We start from the raw sequence: 19,158 nt of genomic DNA, 5'->3' as shown, positions 1-19,158 counted from the left end.
CCTATCCCTTATGCCGATTAAGAAATTCCATCCTCTTATAATGCGCCGTCAGGTGCGCATTGCACGTTTTGTAGTCCTTTATGCGCAGATGCATCAGCTTTCCGATATTGATCTGTAGGGACTGGGCGATTTTGAAGAGGATTTCCACGGAGACACCGGATATGCCGATGCCGCATTCGAGTTTGCTTAGGTAACTGCGGCTGATTCCTACCAGATGAGCCAGCTCTTTTTGAGACATGTTCATGGACAGGCGGATGATAGCGATTTTATGACCCAAACATACATATTGATGCTGTAAAAACGGATCCTCGTAATTGTTGATTTTTAGGTCGGTCAGTTTAACGGGGCTGGCTTTCATGACGACTCCTTTTCTTTTCCATGCTCTCTAAATATAGTATACTGAGACTATCAGGCTATTACTAATACGGAAAACTTGATAATTATCGGGTATTACCGATAATTACACGAATTGTGAAAGCAAATGGATGGAGGCATTATGGAAAAATATATAGCGGTGGCCCTCGGCGGAGCCTTAGGGGCGCTATTTCGCCTGGCCGTAGGTGAATGGATAATGGCGAAGGTCGAGTCGTTTCCGTACGGTACCATTGTAGTGAACCTCGTCGGCTGTTTGATTATAGGGCTCATTTTGGGGCTGTATATGCAGAGACCCGACATTCCGCAATGGCTGCGATTTTTTCTCGTTGTGGGCGGCCTCGGGGCTTTCACCACATTTTCTACATTTGCCTTTGAAATGCTGCAGCTCATGATGGCGGAATCCTATGTACAGGCGCTTTGGTATGGTGGATTGCAGGTCATAGGCGGTCTTATCCTGTGCTGGATAGGCCTCGTAGCGGCTCGCATATTTTAAGTTGTATGTATATACTATAATTTGTATTGCTTATTTTAGATTGAGAATAATTTGAATTGAGGAGAACATATGAAGTCCATTAGAACGCAAGATGCTGTAGGGCATGCATTATTACACGATCTTGTGAGAATTGTCATCGGTGAGGTGAAAGACACGCCGTTCCGCCGTGGCCATGTGATTACGGAGAAGGATATTCCTAAACTCCTGGATCTCGGCAAGGAACACGTATTTGTGATGGAGCCGGAGGACGAGGGCTTCTTGCATGAAGAGGATGTGGCTCGTGCTCTTTATGATATGGCCGGCGGCAACTATATGCATGCGGGACCTATGGCGCAGGGGAAAATCGAGGCGATTGCGGACGCGGACGGTCTCTTCAAGGTGGACGTGGAACGTCTGCATGCTATTAACAGTATCGGAGAGCTGACGATTGTTACGAAATTTAATAATACCCCGGTGAAAGCAGGCGAGAAACTGGCGGGAATGCGATGCATTCCGCTGCTTCTGGACGAAAAACAGGTTGAGGCGGCACGGGATATTGCAAAGGATGAACCGCTTTTACATGTAAAACCGTTTGTGCGTAAGACGATGGGCATCGTTACGACCGGATCCGAAGTGTTTGAAGGGCGTATTAAGGATGCTTTCACCCCGATCATTGAGGAACGTTGTGCCGAATATGGCGTCACCAAAATTGCCCATGAGATTGTGCCGGATAATACCGATGATATCGTGGCGGCCATCGATAAGGTGAAAGCGGCGGGTGCAGATATTATTTTCTGTACCGGCGGTATGAGCGTCGACCCTGATGATCTCACGCCGGGAGCGATTAAACGCTATGCGGACCGCGTTGTTACCTATGGTCTGCCTGTGTTGCCGGGGTCCATGGTATGCATCGCATACTGTGCGGACGGCACTCCGATTCTCGGCGTACCGGGCGGCGTACTGTTCAGTAAGCCTACGGCATTTGATGAAATTGTGCCGCGCCTCGTTGCGGACGATGAAATTACCAAGGAAGACTGCATCCGTATGGGGCATGGCGGATTCCTGGGATAACATTTGGCGCATTTAAGCAATTGAATTTTGAAATAAAAATAGCGGATAGTTGATTTAATATACTGATCTGCACTTTCAGAAATCATGTTGATTTTCTGGAGTGCAGATTGTAGTCAACGATCCGCTATTTTATTATTTTGCTCACGTAGCTATGTAATTAAAATGATTTCTTGCCCAATTTAGGGTGCGTGCAGCGCTTTAATGAAAGTGTATCAATCATGTGCACCGCTTCATCCAGTGTGAGGTCCTCGCGTTTTGTAGGCGTTTCCAGGACTGCCAGAGGATGATCCGTGCCGACTTCGCCGGACGGCAAGTAGATGTACTCTTTATTGACGGTGTCGCCGAAGATATAGCCGGCTTGTAAATGTTCCTTGTGAATGCGACTCATCGTGTCTCCTTGATGGATTATAGGTATGTTAGTACTTGTGTTGTATTTATATTGTTTAGTATTATTTGATATTTATAGATTGTCTTTTACAGTATCTTTTATATTACAGGATTCGTTGTAATGTAAATTCCATGTAGTCCGCCGATACGAGCTTCAGCTTTGTAGTGCCGAATTCCTTTGGAATCCGTTTAAATGAAATCTGGTCGTGTAAATGACCGAATATGCATATATCGACGTCATATCGAGCCATCAGCTCCGTAAAGCCGGACGGTTCATTGCTGTCGTTAAACGGCGGGTAATGGATCAGTAATATCCTGGTTACCGGCAAATCGGGTAGCTGTTGTATGGCTGTATCCATTTCTTGTAATGCCGATTCGGTTCGCATCAGTTCGCGGCTATAAATGGATTGGTCCGTATCGGGTACAAAGTGGGAATCCCCCGGGCAGAGATAGCCGCGCGTGCCGCCGAATGCTATGATTTGAGGACCGCCTTCGGTGTCGATGATTTCCGCTGTGCCGTGACCCTGAATAAAGGTAATGGCATCGCCCATGAGTTGTTTCATTTTGTTGGCAGAGGCCCACCAGTAATCGTGATTGCCGCGAATCATATATTTTTTCCCCCGCATGGAGGCGATTCCCCGTAAATCATGAGCCGCTTCGTCAAGTCTTAAGGCCCAACTAATGTCGCCTACGAGAAAGACGATGTCCTCATCGCTGACGTTGGCATTCCAATCCTCTTTTATGCGATTCCAATGGTTTGCCCAGTGAGGCCCAAAAATATCCATCGGCTTTGCAGGAGGTGTGCCCGATAGATGGAGGTCGCCGATGGCAAATACTTTCATATAGTTCCTTTCAAATTATATATTTCTGATTAATTATATTTACTGAATTCGGTATAGCTGTAAGCCCTGTTTCAATTATTGGGCGACTGGCATTAAGCATTATTTTGATTTAACTGTTACCGAAATAATATTTTTATGATGATCTGATGTTCAAAAAATGAAATTATTTTTTGTTCCCTTGCAGATAAGGCGCGATGTTCTGTATGATCTTGGCAGCTTTGTCATCGTCGCAGGTTTGCGGAATTTTATAGCCGATGTACAGCGGTGTCGTTACATATCTTGCCACAACCTTTATGTAATTGTAGCCGTCCTTTAAGTCGTAAAAGAAATAATTATAGGACTGCGTAAAGTTGGCAATGGTATGTAACAGATAGCGTAAAATCTGTTGTAATCGAAGCGCCACGGAGCGTGCCGGAGCATTCGGTTTAAAGCGTATATTATATTCGAAGAACCCGATGATCGGCTGTGTCGACAGGGTGATGCGCACATCCTGATCTTCATGCAGTAACCAGCCGTTCATGCTCTCTACGGGGATATCTTCGCAGTAATCGTAGTTTTTGAGCCCGATTATCTGACTGTGCGGATGGCGGATGGATCCGCCCGACATGGGACCGTGATTCTTGAAAAATAAAATGGACGCGAATTCGTTTGTATGTATCGTTTCACGCCATTTATCGAGGCCGAACTGCATGATGCGGGTCGCTTCGTCGAGGGGCAACGTGGAAAATTCGCCGTCATCCGTTTCCGTTTCGATGATGACCGTAGGCCATGTATCGTGCAACACGGGATATTTATTCATGAGCCAGATGATATGGCCGGATGTATCGAGAATATCCGTTAATTGCGATCTGTCGCAGAAGGGACACCGAACTTGTTCGTTGCGCATATTGACGGGCTTTGTGCGGCCCAATGCGATGTCAAAAATGAGCGGTCTGTTCATGGTGCGCCTCCTTTCTTATCACAAAATCTATACTTTTAATCATACCACAACTAGTCCATTCGTACATAAAATAATGATATAATAATATAATGTCATCAAATGGCCGTATGATGATCGTTTGAAATAGTTGTACGTCAAGTCATTTAGTTGATGCAATATTTAATTTATTAGAAATCAGCGTGTCAGTTCATTGCCGGGGAGGATATATGAGACCTACAACATTGGTGTTTCCCATCGATGAGGACAATCGCATATTGTTGGGACGTAAAAAACGCGGCTTCGGTGCCGATAAATATAACGGTTTCGGTGGCAAGCTCAATGCCGGTGAAAGCTTCCGCGCCTGTGCCGTTCGTGAATTGTTTGAGGAATCCGGCCTTTCATCCCGTGAGGAGGATCTTGAATGCGTGGCTCTTTTCGACTTTCAGTTTCCCTTTGATGAAAGTTTAACCCATGTGAGTTATGTTTATTTTCTGCGTACTTTCACAGGCATTGTAGAGGAAACGGATGAGATGGAACCGCACTGGTTCAAGCCGGAGGATGTGCCGTACGCGCATATGTGGGACGGCGATCGGCGTTGGTTGCCGCTGCTGCTGGAGAATAAAAAGTTGAAAGGGCCTATCGTGTTCGGCCGTGATAACAGTACGGTGGACAAGATGGATTTGACCGCGGTGGAATCCGTTATGGAAAGCGAACATCTGGCCAGAATTGATTTATACATTAATGAGTAGAGGTAGTATGACAGAGGTGAAGAACCCCAAGTGGGTACCACAGTTATTGGCGTGGTATGACGTGCATAAGCGTGAATTGCCGTGGCGCGATTGCGGAGATCCGTATAAAATCTGGGTGTCCGAAGTGATGAGTCAGCAGACGCGCATCGAAGCGATGAAGCCGTATTATGACAACTGGATGCGTCTGTTTCCGACCTTGCAGGACCTGGCGAATGCATCCGAGGATGAAGTCGTTCATGCCTGGCAGGGGCTCGGGTATTACAGTCGGGCTCGCAACCTGCGGCTCGGCGTGCAGGACGTCGTTGAAAATTACGGCGGCGTCGTGCCTCATGACAGAAAGACGATGGAATCCTTAAAGGGCGTAGGCTCTTACACGGCGGGGGCTATCCTGTCCATGGCTTATAATGAGCCGGAGGCGGCCGTCGACGGCAATGTATTGCGCATTTACGCACGGTTGTATCGTATATTTGAGGATATCCTGAGCACGAGGGGCCGGAAGACGATCACCGCCATCGTGGAGGAAACCTTGCCTCACGACAGGCCGGGCGACTTTAATCAGGCCTTGATGGATTTCGGATCCGCCGTATGCATTCCCAAGACGCCACGCTGCGGTGAATGTCCAATTGCAAATCTTTGCGATGCTTATCAGCAGGGGGATACGGACAAACTGCCGGTGCGCATCAAGAAAACTAAGGTCGTCGATGTTCCCGTGTTCGTAGGCATTTTGCAATATGAGGATTACTATTTACTGCACAAGCGTCCGAACCGTGGGCTGTTGCGGTCCATGTGGGAATTCCCGTCCGTTGAGGGTGTATCTGACTTTGATGACGGTGAACAGGCTCTATCGAAACTGGTAGCGGACTTAGGCTTTGAACTATCCCTGCAGCCCGTTCTCGCAAAGGAACTGACCCATGTGTTTTCTCATAGAAAATGGTTTATGAAAGCCTTTCGCGGAACTTTGACGAAATCTATAGACCGCGATTTGCCGAAGGACTGGATGCTCATCAAACGCGAAGAGTTTTCCGATTACGCATGGGCGGGCCCGCACGGTAAACTGACGGAGCTTGCAAGATAAACTGCCTTGTAGTTGGGCATGAATATATTCTTGCATCATAGATATTAGATTGCATTGATAAATTGCGATATAATTAGATGATATCGATGGTATTTTATCGGTATGTATGGCTGTATATGGAATATACGGTGCTGGATTGGCCGGTTTTGAATCGGCATAGTTGGAGAACGTATGAGACTACTATTTAATATAATCTTTTTCACCATCCTTTCTGTAGGATTGGTGGGCTTTTGGATTCTATTTCTCAATTTGTGGAAACCTAAAAAGCAGTGGCCTGCATGGATCGGCTATATTCTCATAATCGGTGGATGGCTTGCGGCGGTCGTATACTATATGATGTATCAGGCGGACTTGTTCGGTACGCAGTACTATCCGTTAATGAATCTGTTTAGAACTGAAAGCTACGGTTTTTTGATGGGCTTATTCCTGGCTATTCCCGTATTTATACTCTTAGGCATATTGTATTGGATTGTTAATAAGATATTTGACAAAACACCTGAAGAGAATCGAACGGGGCGCCGAGCCTTCTTCAGAACGGCGGCGACACTGGTGCCGTTGGCGACGGTGGGCGGGTCGAGTTATGCGGCCTTTGCGGGGCAGCATGAGATAGTTGTTACCCATGAGTCTTTCGGTTATACGAATTTACCTGAGGGACTTAAGAACTATAAAATTGTACAGCTCAGCGATATTCATATCGGTCCATGCATCGACCTCGATGATTTCGATGAAATACTGAAAATGGCGCTCATAGAAAAACCGAATCGCGTCGTAATCACCGGTGATCTGATCGACAGATTGGATTGGTTGCCTCAGGTTTGTGAAAGACTGACGACTTTCACAAAACAAATCCCTGACGGTGTCGATTACATTCTGGGCAATCATGAATATCATCACGACGTGAATAAGGTGCTGGACGAGTTGAAGATGAACACGCCTATGAATGTTCTAGTGAACAGCAATATTCAAATCATGGGCGGCAGACAGCCGGTCTATATCGCGGGTGTTGCGTACGATAATAAACGCGAAAAGGAGGAACGGGAGCGGTTCATGGAAAAAGCCTTGTCCGGTATTCCCGACTATGCCTTTGTCATCCTGTTGGCGCACCATCCTGAGTTCTTTGAAGAAGCCATTGAACGTAATATACCGCTTACGTTGTCGGGCCATACACACGGCGGACAGATTGTTCTCTTCGGTATGCCTATGGTGCCGATCGGAACACCGTACGTCAAGGGCCGCTATGTGGAAAAAAATAGCGTGTGCTATGTAAATAACGGATCCGGCCATTGGTTCCCGATTCGTATAAACTGCCCGAGAGAAATTACGGTCATTACATTCTTTGATGGGATAGCGTAGAAATAATAGAACCCCGATACGGATTTGCCGTAGCGGGGTTCTTATACGTTCATTTGAGGTATGAGAGGATCTTATAGTTATGTCAAAGTAGAGAGGAGGTTATTTCATGCGAACTGCTTCGGCGAATTCGTCTTCGGTCATGAGTTTTTCTTCCAAGATGATTTCTTTAATAGAGCAGCCGCGTTTGTATGCTTCTTTTACGACCTTGGCGCTCTTATCGTAGCCGATGTACGGCGTTAAGGATGTAGCAATCATGAGGGACTGTTCAACGAAGAATTTGAGCTTTTCCGGTACGAACTCTACGCCGTCGATGCAGTGGGTTGTGAAAGAATTCATTGCATCCGCCAGTAGACGACAGCTTTCAACAAAGTCATAAATCATGATAGGCATGTATACGTTCAACTGGAAGGCACCGCTACCTGCGCAGAGCGTCATCGTCGTGTTATGGCCGAATACTTGAGCGCATACCATGGCGAGGGCTTCGCACTGTGTCGGATTAACCTTGCCCGGCATGATGGAGGAGCCCGGTTCGTTTTCAGGTAGATGCCATTCGCCGTAACCGCAGCGAGGTCCGGAGCCCAGGAACCGCACATCGTTGGCGATTTTAAATAAGGTTGTCGCCAACGTATTGAGTGCGCCGTGGGCCATCATGAAAGCATCCTTCAGGGACAATCCTTGGAATTTGTTGTTTTTCACGCGGAATGGAGCGCCTGTTACCTCAGGTAACACGGTTTCCATAACGTCCAAATAGCCTTTCGGCGTGTTTACACCCGTACCGACCGCGGTGCCGCCGAGGGCCACATCGAGCAGGTAATCGGCATTTTGAACGAGCATAGTTTTGGCCGTTTTGAGACCGTCCACAAAGGCGCTGATTTCCTGATCCACCATGATGAAAGTCGCATCTTGCAGATGTGTACGACCTACCTTTTGGAGACCTTTACCTTTTTTCTGTAGTTTTTCGAATGATTTGATCAGGCCGTCCAATGCAGGAATAACGCGTTTAGTGATTTCAAAATACGCACAGATATGCATTGCCGTAGGGAAGGTATCGTTTGTACTTTGACCGCGGTTTACATCGTCATTCGGATGGAGCGGGTTGCTTTCATCCAATTGTTTGGCCCGGTGCGCGATAACCTCGTTCACGTTCATATTAGTCTGCGTGCCGGAACCGGTTTGGAATACGGTTAGGGGAAATTCTTCATCCCATTTGCCGTCCACGATTTCATCAACTACCTGAGCGATGAGTTTCGCTTTTTCTTCCGTTACGGCGCCACATTTCGCATTAGTTAAAGCACATGCTTTTTTGACAAGCGCAAGCGCTTTGATCTGTTCAATAGGGATGCGGTGCTCACCGATCTTAAAGTTATTGAACGAGCGTTGCGTTTGAGGTCCGTAAATTCGTCTAGCGTCGACTTCGACTGGTCCCATTGAATCGTATTCAATTCTTGTTTCCATAATGTTTACAACCTCCTTAAAAGACATGCCGACCCTACTGTCGGTACTTTAATTATATAAAATCCTGTATATTTGTACAGAATAAAAGAGAATGATTTCTATTTTCATATAATTGATAGGTGTATATGCATAATGCGCATATAAGAAAGGGAAAGTATATTGCGCTTTCCTTCTCCCCATACCTTTATGATTTCAATCTATATGTAAGATTGATAATGCGTTATATGTAGAAAAATTATAAATTAAATATTTTATTTGGTGAATAATGAAAGGTCTATTCTTAGTGTAAACGATTAGGTATATATTAGCGTGGTGGTCCTCCAAAAACGACTTAGCGACCCTGCGAAGCAGGGTGGGTGGCTTTGGAGGCTTTTGGAGGGCTACCACGCTTAATAAAGTGTTTTGAATATAGAATAGACCTTTCAAGATATTTGTCGGAAAACTTAAATTTATAATGTTCATATGTATACATTATAAATACCGCATATATATTGAAATCATCGCTTTAACACGATAAAATGGAAGTAGCTTAGTATATTGTTTTAAGTTTATGATTTCACAGAGGAGGTAAGTACTTATGAAACATGACTTTATGAGCCATGACCTTCATCTGCCGGAACTGACATTGCGTGGGATGCTACTTGGTGCATTGATTACTGTTATTTTTACAGCATCTAACGTATATCTCGGTTTGAAGGTAGGTTTGACATTCTCGTCATCCATTCCGGCGGCCATTATTTCTATGGCGATCTTGCGTTTTTTCAAGGACTCTAACGTACTTGAAAACAATATGGTACAAACTCAGGCTTCTGCAGCTGGGACCTTGTCCGCTATTATCTTTATTTTACCCGGTCTGCTTATGCTTGGATATTGGAACGGTTTCCCGTTCTGGCAAACATTCCTGCTCTGCGCCTGCGGCGGTTCTCTAGGTGTGTTATTCACCATTCCGTTGCGTCGGGCCATGGTGGTGAACAGTGATCTGCCGTATCCGGAAGGTCGTGCGGCGGCGGAAATTTTGAAGGTCGGATCTCATAACGGCGATGACGGGACACAATCTAACTCCGGTATGAAAGATATCGTATCCGGCGGTTTTGTAGCCGGTCTTATCAGCCTTTGTGCGAACGGTTTCAAAGTACTTGGCGACAGCATGAGCTTCTGGCTCCCTGTAGGTAGCAAAGGTATTACTCAAATCCCGTTGGGTTTCTCCACAGCATTACTGGGTGCCGGTTATCTTATCGGTATCGCATCCGGTATCGCTATCCTGGTCGGTGTTCTTGTCGCATGGGCAGGTTTCGTACCGTATTTAACGAATCTATATGCTCCGGATGGCGGTGCAACTGCTAAATTCGCTATGGGCATCTGGAAAGAAAAGGTTCGCTTTATCGGTGCCGGTACCATCGGTATTGCGGCGATTTGGACTTTGATCACATTGATTAAGCCTATTATCGAAGGCATGAAAATCTCAGTGAAATCCATGAACAGCAGTGCTGAAGAACGCGAAACACATCGCATGGATACGGATATGAATACTAAATCTGTTCTGATCGTGTTCGCAATCATCCTTGTCGGTTTAGTGTTCACGTTCTGGGATTTCGTATCCGCTGTGCCTATCAGTACAAGCTTGATGTGGACTCTCGTTGTGGTGGGGATTATTGTAGCATTGCTTATCGGTTTCTTCGTAGCTGCTGCATGCGGTTACATGGCCGGTCTTATCGGTACATCTGCATCTCCAATCTCCGGTATCGGTATTTTGGCGACGATTATTTCCTCTCTTGTTGTATACTTCATCGCATCGGAGAATAACTTGTTCGCTACCGAAGCAGGTGTTCAATTTGCTACCGCTATGGCTATCTTCATGACATCCGTGGTTATCGCGATTGCATCTATCTCCAATGATAACTTGCAGGACTTGAAAACAGGTCAGCTCGTCGGTGCGACACCTTGGCGTCAACAGATTGCCTTGTTGCTCGGCTCCGTAGCCGGTGCCGTTGCAATCGCTCCGGTACTTAATCTGCTTTACCAGGCATACGGCTTCACAGGTGCGTTGCCACGTGCCGACATGGACCCGGGTGCTGCATTATCCGCTCCACAGGCGACGTTGATGACTACCATTGCGCAAGGTATCTTCAACTCCAGCATGGACTGGGATTACATCCTGATCGGCGTTGGCGTCGGCGTTGTGGCGATTATCGTTAATTTGATCCTCAAGAGCACAACCGCTACCTTAACATTGCCTCCATTGGCTGTCGGTATGGGTATTTATTTACCGCCTACTTTAGAAGTACCGCTTATTATTGGCTCTTTCATCAGCTATTTCGTAGGCCGTTATCTTGTGGCTCGTGCTAAAATGCGTGCCGGCGAGCTTGCCGAGTACGATGTGGAGCAATCGAACCGCCGTGGTGTTCTCTTCGCATCCGGCTTGATTGTCGGTGAAAGCTTGATTGGTGTCCTCATAGCTGTTATTATTGTATTGTCAGTTACAACCGGTGGTGGAGAATCTCCACTTCAATTGGTCGGTCCTGAATTTGAAAGTAAGGCAGGTTGGTTAGGGTTGCTTGCTTTCATCTTTGCAGGTCTATATCTGGTTCGTCGTGTTGTAACACACAAATTCAATAAAGAAGAGGCTCTCGCTATGAAAGCTGAACAGGAACTAGAAAAATAAGAGGTTATTGCAATGAAACTAAAACAGACTGTACTCATCATGATGACGGCGGCGTTGCCGCTCACATCCTTGGCGGCAGGCGATGTTATTCCTGTTACGAAGGATAACGGAACCGTGCAGGCCGAACAACAAGTCGATACATCCGCCCGTAAGGTGAATCGCAATGATTTGACGTATCGCATTTCCAGTACCGCTACACCGGAACAAAATCGTGCATTACGCGCCGTAGCCGGTAAAGTTGACCGCGGAACCGTTGAAGTGGTAGCTCCCAATGCGGACCGCTATATGGACCGCAAGGAAGTCGGCGTATCTCCGATCGAATCCACTACGGATCACCTGGATCTCGTGTTCCCTGAGGTGAAATCCGTCAGCCCTGTCGTGGAAAAAGCGATCAATACGACCATCAAAAAGTACGTTTCCAAGGTACAAAATGATGTGGAAAAATTAAATGCGAAGGAATCCGATAAGACAAATGTAGTGATGTACTACGATGTAAAAACGGATAAGAACGGCATTCTCAGCGTCTTGATTCACACCTATACGATGCGCGACAATGATGCGAACGGTGTGAATTTTGTAAAAGGCTTTACTTTCAATACCACAACAGGTCGTCAGATTTCCTTATATGATCTTGGCGGCATCAACAAGAAAGAATTGATAAATGCCATCAACAATAATCAGGATGTGAAGGACAAGCTCGGCAACGACTTTAAAATTGACAAATTACCTAGCGAATTCTATACGACTGACGATTATTCCGTTGTGATGATTCTGCAACAAGATGTGGACTCCGTTCATAGCGCCGGTACCGTATACGTTCCGGTCGGCAATTTGCGGGATCATGAAAATGATGTAACAAAAAAATGATGTAACAAAAAAATAATCTAACCTTGTGTGTCGGTTAGATTCATTACGTGTATAGACAGTACTGTTTTATTGTGAAAGTTTATTATGAAAGCGGTCGTACCTGATGTGGTGCGACCGCTTTTATGTGTCCGTTATATACATATTAAGGCTATAGTATGTCTGGGTTGTATGCATATGAAGGTATAGAAAATGGAGCTAGTAATACTAGCTCCACCGCTGTTTTAAGAGTTATTTTTTTGTATTGCGCTGCGGCAATGGGAAGTGAATGTTCCCGTCCGAGCTTGTGAGCGGTTCAGGCGGCAACTGCAAGAAGACATTATCATGGAATTTCTTTTTAAATGCTTTCATCGTCGATTTTTGGATGGAATCAACGGTAATGATGAGTGCACTCGTATCCGTGTTCGGATAGATGGAGATGATTTTTCCTTTCGGTTCTTTCTCCTGATAGAGGGCGATGGCATCGGACTGATAATCTTCCAGCTGCGCCTGTGTCAATTTGCCTTTCGATACGACTACGGTTTTATCTAATTGCAAATCGTGAGCATCGGCAATCGCCTTGGCAACGAGGTCTACTTTCTTTTGATCCGTCAAGGATGCATATAGTTGGCCTGCTTCCCAGAAGAGGGCGCCGTCATTGCGGAATTTCGTAAAGTCATTGCCGTAATTTAATGTGTTGTCGATGATACGGACCGTTTTATTTTCCACCTGTTGTCTGAATAATGTATTGTGGAATGCTAAGGCCTGTTCCGTCTGTGTCATGCGATAGGTGATTTCCGCCGCTTCTGCACGGGTAATGTATTTTTCAGGATTAAATAAGGTGCCCGGTGCATAGTTTGTAAAGCCTAAGTATGCCAACTCGCGCACGGCGTCCTGTGCCCAAGGAGCGACGAATTTCTGGTCACCGTATGCGACCGTATCGAGAACGGTAGGGTCCTCAGTGGTATAACCTAGATAATGTATATAATTATCCGCTACTACGGCAAATTCCTGGCGGGACATGTATTTTTCCGGCTTGTAAGTGTCATCGCCGTAGCCGCTGATGATGTTTTTCCGTGCCACCGATTCGATTGCGAGGGCGGACCATCTGTCAGACGTGATATCCTTGAATTTGCTCGATAAAAAGGCGGCCTGCCCGTCATTGGTAATGTTATTGAAAAGACTCGCCACTTCTTCGCGTGTCATCGGTTGATTCGGTCTGAACGTACCGTCCGAATAGCCTTTCATGAGATTCGCTCTTGTGACGGTACTGATGGAGTTAGCTGCCCAGAAATCACTCGGTACGTCGGAGAAGATATAAGGGCGTACATTCTGGATATCAGCAGGACCACCGACAGGTAACTGCTTATTTACAACAGGGGTTTGTGTTCCCGTGGATAAATCATTATTTGTAGGTCTCTGTGGAGCCCTTTCCGTGATTGATTCCCTTGTTGCTAAAGCTGTTTGTGGATTGGTTGCAGCTGATGGTAAAGGGGATTTAGCATTTGTTGTAGCTGATGTATCAGTGGCCGCATCCGCGTGTGCCGGCTGTGTAGCCGCACGAACTGTCGATGAAACCGTATTGGCAGTTGTTGCAGTAGTTGTTGTATTAGCTGCCGTCAGGCCGGTAGTCGCTACCAAGGTTCCTAAAACGAGAGCGTGCAATGCATACTTAGTATTCTTGTTCATAAAAATCCTTCCTGATCTTTGGATACTAGGATATACCAAAGCAGCGTAATACTACATGGTATACGCTGCTTTAGGTGATTGAGTATAGACGTGATTAGCGTTTAACTGTCATTTTTACTTTGGAACCGAACAATTTGGCGATGCCTTGTTGCGTTTCTTTCGATGCGGTAGATACTACTGCATAGAGTTGATTGTTTTCCACATCAGGGAATGTAGCCAGAATATTGCCGGCTTTTTCGTTTTTGCTGTAGTAGTTGCGGAAGTTCGCATCGATTGCATCGTATTCGGCCTGGCTGTATTGAGACGGTTCCACCACAACGTAGTTGTTTATAGTGGAATCACCGCGGGCTGCAAGATTTGCTTTTACAGTAGGAATGTCGTTGTCCGTTTTCAATGCCACATGTAATTGGTTGTCGCGCCAATACATGACACCATAATCTTGGAAAGCATCATCGGTCTTGTATGTTTTATTTAATTCCGTGAATACTTTGTTTTCTAAAGCGGCTTGTTGCTTCTGATCCAATGCTTTTAATGTGCTGCGACGAACGGGGCGTACGTTGTAAACCGGTTCGGTTTTAGTTGTTTCCTTAACCTCTTTTGCAGCCTTAACGTCCTTCATTTCCTTCTTTGCTTTTTTAGCATCTTCTTTAGCGGCTTTTTCAGATTTCTCCGCATCCGATTTCATGTCTTTATGCTTTTTTGATGCATCTACCGTTTTGTCGGATTTGGACATGTCTTCCGCTACAGTACCGGCATCCATTCCGGCTGCTTCTGTTGGACCTTGTTTAGCTGTTGCCAAGCCGGCGCCGTTAAGTAGACGATGTAAAATCGTTGCCGCCTGTGCACGTGTTACAGGTTGTTTCGGGTTAAAACTTTCTGTCGCACCGGAGGATACGATGCCGCGTTGCGCCATGTATTGTACGTCGGCTAAATATTCTTTAGAGATACTTGCTTCGTCTTTGAAAGCCACTTTTTCGGTTTTTACAGCAGGGGAGATGTTGAGCTTTTTCGCTAAGTTGGCAGCAGATGCGACGAATTCTTCGCGATTCATTGTCTTTGTAGGATTGAATGCCGTTTTAGACGTACCTTCCATAACTCCTGCGGCACTTACCAATTTGATAGCGGAGTTAGACCAACGGTCAGCGGCTACATCGGAGTACGCAGCCGCTTCTTCCTTTGCTGTAAGAGCGGTTAAATCCTGAGTATTTAAATTGCTCTGTAACACCTTGCCGTAAATTGCGGCCGCTTGTTCACGTGTGATTTGTTGACTCGGTTTAAATGTGTTATCCGAGTAACCCGATAAATATCCGGCCTGTGTCATCGCTTGAATTGCATCACGTGCCCAGCTGTCTTTCGTATCGGAATATACGCCGACCGGTAAATTTTCTTTTACCGTTTTATGTGCCGTTGCAGTTTCCGCTGTTTTGGCACCGGTTGCAGGTTTGGCTTCGGCCTTGGTTGCAGCCGCAGTGTGAGCTGTTGCCTTAGTACCTGCTGCTGATTTTGTCGCAGTAGCTGCTTTGGTTTCAGTATCCGCATTTTTTTCAGCGGTCATTTTGTCTGTAGAGGCAGCCTTCTGAGCAGTCGCTTTTGGAGCGGTTTTTGCAGTTGTTGCTTTTACAGGGAGTGGTTTAACAGTTGTGTTTGTCACTGTTGTCGTTTTGTTTTGCGTTGCGGTTGTTTCAGCGTGAGCCATGCCGAATGTGGATCCCAAGGCCAATGTGATTGCCAAGGATAAGGATAATTTATTTAGTTTCATGAAAAGGCTCCTTTCAAACTATACTTATATAAGTAAAATTATAGCACTTTTTAAATTGATGGACTACTATAAGAAAATGTAATATATGAGCATAAAAATTACATGAATTTGAGCGTGTCGTCGGAGTTATATAAATGTATGATGAAAGTCCGGAAATATAAATACAAAAAAGCAAATGAATGGATGTTTGAATAAGGTATAGAATATTGCTGGTATGCCAAATGATAAATATTTGCAAAATACAGGTTTTACAAGGCTTTTACAGAAAAAATTAATGGCATTTACAATATATGTGATAAAATTCAATGTTTACTATGAGAAAAACGCATAACGATAGTTTAAATAAATGGGTTCATACTAATATAGCAATCCTTTGGACATTTCATGCATTATTAATTTATAATTATAACGATAAGGCTTTCGAATAGCTATTTGAAAGCATAAGTAATGTTCAGGGCAGATTTTTTGTGGGTTGCTTTTACAAGAGATCTTGTCATCATACATACATATCAAAATTTTTTATTAGGTTAAGTACTAGAAAAGACGAGGACGATAATATGAAAATTCATCTTTTCCAACAGTGTTTGATTGACATGTTCTACCCTCATGTAGGGATGGCCGGGGTAGAAGTACTTGAAAGATTGGGCTGCGAACTCGTGGTTCCTAAGAAACAAGTATGTTGTGGACAAATGTTTACAAACTCCGGTTATAATGATGCGGCTATGGATGCCATCAAGAACACAATCGAATGCTTTGAGAACGCTGAATATGTAGTCAGCATGTCCGGCTCTTGCGCATTTGCAATTCGCGATGAATACCAGCATTTCTTGGAAGGTCAGCCTGAATGGCAAGCGCGAGCTGAAAAATTAAGTTCTAAAATCTATGAATTCACGGAATTCATTACGGATGTACTAGGTGTAGAGGATGTAGGGGCTCGTTTTAACGAAACCGTTACATATCATACATCTTGCCATGTTACCCGTTTGATGGGCGTTAAAGAGCCTCCATTCAAACTCCTTCGCAATGTAAAAGATATGACATTGATCGAATTACCTCGTGCGGACCGTTGCTGTGGCTTCGGCGGTACTTTCTCGGTTAAAAATCCTGAAATCAGCGAAGTGATGACACGTGAAAAAGCATTGGAAATCGCCGGTACCGGTGCCAACGTTATTTCCGGTTCCGACCAGGCGTGTCTGATGAACATCGCCGGTATGCTTGATCGCCTTCATAAAGAAGGGGAAATCGACCGCCGTATTAAGGTAATGCATATTGCTGAAATCTTGAACTGCCGTTAAGGAGGAGACGACATGGCACTTATATATGACAATCGCCCCTATAAGACACGCATAAAAGAATGCTTGGCTGACGATTTCAAAGTTGCAGCCATCAAAAAAGCACAAGACGTGTTTTATGATAAACGTAATACCGTAGTTGCGGATGTTCCTGAATGGTTGGATTTCCGTGCTGAAGCAGCGCGTATACGCGACCACGTATTGAACAATCTTGACTATTATACAAACCAGTTTGCTGAAAATGCCGAAAAAGCGGGCTCTAAAGTTCACTTTGCTTTTGATGACAAAGAAGCGACTCAAATTGCATTGGATATTCTTCGTCAACGGGAAGCTAAGATGATCGTAAAATCCAAAACAATCTTGACGGAAGAAATCGGTTTGAATGAAGTGTTGGAAGAAGCGGGTATCGAAGTTAACGAAACGGACCTGGCTGAATTTATCTTGCAAACTGCTGTAAGTCCACCATCTCATATCGTTGTACCCGGTCTTCACTTTGAACGTAATAAAATTCGTGAAATTTTCGCTGAAAAATTAGGCTATACAGGCACGGAAAATCCTACAGAAATGACGCATTTCGTACGTGGCTATGTGCGTGAACGCTTTCTTAAAGCCGATGTAGGCGTTAATGGCTGTAACTTTGCCGTTGCTTCCTCCGGTACATGTACCATCGTTTCCAACGAAGGTAACGGTCGTATGGCCAGTTCAATTCCTAAGACCCAATTGATTTTCTTGGGGACGGAACGTATCGTTCCTGATTTCAAAGCGCTTGACGTTATGATGGAAATGTTGAACCGCTCCGCAGTAGGTTCTAAGATTTCCAACTACTTCTCCATGATGACCGGCCCAGCTCGTGAAGGCGAAGCGGATGGTCCTGAAGAAACACATATCATTATCATCGATAACGGCCGTTCCGGCATCTTGGGCGGTACATTCCAGGATATGCTTCGTTGTATCCGCTGCGGTGCATGTATGAATATCTGTCCTGTATATCGTCATATATCCGGTCACGGTTACGGTTCCGTATATCCGGGTCCGATGGGCGCCGTATTGACTCCATTGTTCAAAGGCTATGATGTAGCGGGCGATCTTCCATATGCATCCACATTGTGCGGCGCATGTACGGAAAACTGTCCGGTAGCGATTCCGTTGCATGAATTATTGATGGAACATCGTCATGTTATGGCTGATATTGAAAAGACTCGTCCGAAAGCGGAAGAAGCTATCTTTACTGCTGCTGCGAAAATGTTCGGTAATGCTACATTATTCGACCTCGGTACAAAAGCAGGGGCTATCGGTATGAACTTAATCAGCAATAGTGAAGGTAACATGCCTAAATGGACACAAGCTGTGCCTGTAATGAACGGCTGGACCAAGTCTAAAGAATTGGGTTCCTTGAAGTTCAAGAAATTCCGTGATTTATATGCTGAACATGAAAAGAATAAAAAGAAGGAGAATAAATAATGGATGAAGCTAAACGTAAACAATTTATTGCACGTTTATCTCGTGCATTAGGCCGTGATCAGGAAATGTGCCCAGCTTTTGTGGAAGATTTTGATTACAGCCATGGTCCTCAAGAAACTATGTTCAAGGATTTATCTCGTGAACAAGTTATCACTATGTTCAAGGAACAATGTGACCGTGTAGGTACAAAATACGTAAATACTACGCCTGATAAATTGGGCGAAACTATATTGGCGGCTATTGAGGATTGGGGTAACGGTAAGGTTGTATTCCCAAGCTCTCCTGAGGTTGAACAATATAAATTAAAAGAATTGTTTGAGCAGGATGAGGCTTCTAACGGCGGTAAACGTACGTATTTTCAATGGGATGCATCTAAAGGCCGTGAAGAAAATATTTCTAACACCGCTAATGCTGATATCGGTATTACATTTCCATATTGCGGTATCGCTGAAACCGCTACTGTAGTACAGGCTTCCGGTGTTGAATCCGGACGTGCCATCAGCTTGTTGCCGACAACGCATATTGCCGTTTTATACACTAACAGCATCAATCCTCGTATGACACAGACCATGGAACATTTGACGGAACGTTATAACAACGATCCTGCTAATTTCCCTACAAATATTTGCTTGATCTCCGGCCCGTCCCGTACAGCTGACATTGAGCTGGTCACTGTGGATGGTGCGCATGGTCCTATTCAAGTAACATATATCTTAGTGGATTAATTTCCTGTAAAACCTATTTGAACCTGCTC

General features: G+C 45.1%; 17 protein-coding genes. 10 read left to right on the top strand and 7 right to left on the bottom strand.

The features are described from left to right. Position 1: 1 nt before the first annotated feature. Positions 2-358, bottom strand: coding sequence for a helix-turn-helix domain-containing protein (locus HMPREF1521_RS06615; RefSeq protein WP_038117337.1), 357 nt, complete (start codon positions 356-358; stop codon positions 2-4). A 138-nt stretch (positions 359-496) separates the two neighbouring features. Here HMPREF1521_RS06615 and crcB point away from each other — a divergent pair, with 138 nt between their 5' ends. Next, positions 497-868 carry a fluoride efflux transporter CrcB gene (gene crcB / locus HMPREF1521_RS06610; protein WP_038117336.1) on the top strand — a complete coding sequence of 124 codons (372 nt, stop codon included), beginning with the start codon at positions 497-499 and terminating at the stop codon, positions 866-868. Between the two features lie 69 nt (positions 869-937). Beyond that, positions 938-1,918 carry a molybdopterin-binding protein gene (locus HMPREF1521_RS06605; protein ID WP_038117334.1) on the top strand — a complete coding sequence of 327 codons (981 nt, stop codon included), beginning with the start codon at positions 938-940 and terminating at the stop codon, positions 1,916-1,918. Positions 1,919-2,075: 157 nt separating this feature from the next. On the opposite strand, the gene HMPREF1521_RS06600 is transcribed toward HMPREF1521_RS06605, so the two are convergent. The 3 genes from HMPREF1521_RS06600 to HMPREF1521_RS06590 all read right to left on the bottom strand — a co-directional run bounded on the left by HMPREF1521_RS06600 (position 2,076) and on the right by HMPREF1521_RS06590 (position 4,087). Then, positions 2,076-2,306, bottom strand: a complete 231-nt coding sequence (locus HMPREF1521_RS06600; RefSeq protein WP_038117333.1) for a hypothetical protein — start codon at positions 2,304-2,306, stop codon at positions 2,076-2,078. Between the two features lie 103 nt (positions 2,307-2,409). Further along, positions 2,410-3,147: a metallophosphoesterase gene (locus HMPREF1521_RS06595; protein WP_038117331.1), complete on the bottom strand. Its 738-nt coding sequence runs from the start codon at positions 3,145-3,147 to the stop codon at positions 2,410-2,412. 163 nt (positions 3,148-3,310) lie between these two features. Further along, entirely contained in the window at positions 3,311-4,087 is a 777-nt protein-coding gene (locus HMPREF1521_RS06590) for a DUF4931 domain-containing protein (RefSeq protein WP_038117329.1), read from the bottom strand. A gap of 206 nt (positions 4,088-4,293) precedes the next feature. Between HMPREF1521_RS06590 and HMPREF1521_RS06585 the strand changes: the two genes are divergently transcribed. From HMPREF1521_RS06585 to HMPREF1521_RS06575, 3 genes are all read left to right on the top strand, one after another. After that, entirely contained in the window at positions 4,294-4,815 is a 522-nt protein-coding gene (locus HMPREF1521_RS06585; RefSeq protein WP_038117328.1) for an 8-oxo-dGTP diphosphatase, read from the top strand. A gap of 7 nt (positions 4,816-4,822) precedes the next feature. Continuing rightward, the gene (mutY, locus tag HMPREF1521_RS06580; protein WP_038117326.1) at positions 4,823-5,890 is read left to right on the top strand and encodes an A/G-specific adenine glycosylase; all 1,068 of its coding nucleotides are present in this window, start codon (positions 4,823-4,825) and stop codon (positions 5,888-5,890) included. Positions 5,891-6,061: 171 nt separating this feature from the next. After that, positions 6,062-7,243, top strand: coding sequence for a metallophosphoesterase (locus tag HMPREF1521_RS06575; RefSeq protein ID WP_038117323.1), 1,182 nt, complete (start codon positions 6,062-6,064; stop codon positions 7,241-7,243). A gap of 99 nt (positions 7,244-7,342) precedes the next feature. Here HMPREF1521_RS06575 and HMPREF1521_RS06570 read toward each other — a convergent pair whose 3' ends face one another. Beyond that, positions 7,343-8,698, bottom strand: coding sequence for a lyase family protein (locus HMPREF1521_RS06570; RefSeq protein ID WP_038117321.1), 1,356 nt, complete (start codon positions 8,696-8,698; stop codon positions 7,343-7,345). A gap of 577 nt (positions 8,699-9,275) precedes the next feature. Here HMPREF1521_RS06570 and HMPREF1521_RS06565 point away from each other — a divergent pair. Further along, positions 9,276-11,360 (top strand): OPT family oligopeptide transporter, encoded by a 2,085-nt coding sequence (locus HMPREF1521_RS06565; protein ID WP_038117320.1) that lies wholly within the window; start codon positions 9,276-9,278, stop codon positions 11,358-11,360. A gap of 12 nt (positions 11,361-11,372) precedes the next feature. Further along, positions 11,373-12,227, top strand: coding sequence for a hypothetical protein (locus tag HMPREF1521_RS06560; RefSeq protein WP_038117318.1), 855 nt, complete (start codon positions 11,373-11,375; stop codon positions 12,225-12,227). Positions 12,228-12,455: 228 nt separating this feature from the next. On the opposite strand, the gene HMPREF1521_RS06555 is transcribed toward HMPREF1521_RS06560, so the two are convergent. Together HMPREF1521_RS06555 and HMPREF1521_RS06550 are read right to left on the bottom strand one after the other, a co-directional pair. Next, a complete protein-coding gene (locus HMPREF1521_RS06555; RefSeq protein ID WP_038117316.1) occupies positions 12,456-13,892 on the bottom strand; it encodes an S-layer homology domain-containing protein in 1,437 nt (478 codons plus the stop codon). Between the two features lie 94 nt (positions 13,893-13,986). Then, positions 13,987-15,651 carry an S-layer homology domain-containing protein gene (locus HMPREF1521_RS06550; protein ID WP_038117314.1) on the bottom strand — a complete coding sequence of 555 codons (1,665 nt, stop codon included), beginning with the start codon at positions 15,649-15,651 and terminating at the stop codon, positions 13,987-13,989. Positions 15,652-16,208: 557 nt separating this feature from the next. Between HMPREF1521_RS06550 and HMPREF1521_RS06545 the strand changes: the two genes are divergently transcribed. Genes HMPREF1521_RS06545 through HMPREF1521_RS06535 form a run of 3 tightly spaced genes read left to right on the top strand, consistent with a single transcriptional unit; the run spans position 16,209 to position 19,129 of the window. Further along, positions 16,209-16,946 carry a (Fe-S)-binding protein gene (locus HMPREF1521_RS06545; protein ID WP_038117313.1) on the top strand — a complete coding sequence of 246 codons (738 nt, stop codon included), beginning with the start codon at positions 16,209-16,211 and terminating at the stop codon, positions 16,944-16,946. A gap of 12 nt (positions 16,947-16,958) precedes the next feature. Next, positions 16,959-18,404, top strand: a complete 1,446-nt coding sequence (locus HMPREF1521_RS06540) for a LutB/LldF family L-lactate oxidation iron-sulfur protein (RefSeq protein WP_038117312.1) — start codon at positions 16,959-16,961, stop codon at positions 18,402-18,404. Beyond that, entirely contained in the window at positions 18,404-19,129 is a 726-nt protein-coding gene (locus HMPREF1521_RS06535; protein WP_038117310.1) for a lactate utilization protein C, read from the top strand. The genes HMPREF1521_RS06540 and HMPREF1521_RS06535 overlap by 1 nt, the downstream gene beginning before the upstream one ends. Positions 19,130-19,158 lie beyond the last annotated feature (29 nt).

Source organism: Veillonella sp. AS16, assembly GCF_000517785.1.
Classification (GTDB): domain Bacteria; phylum Bacillota; class Negativicutes; order Veillonellales; family Veillonellaceae; genus Veillonella; species Veillonella denticariosi.
Note: the sequence above shows the minus strand (reverse complement) of the source record. Positions and strands in the feature narration are given on the sequence as shown.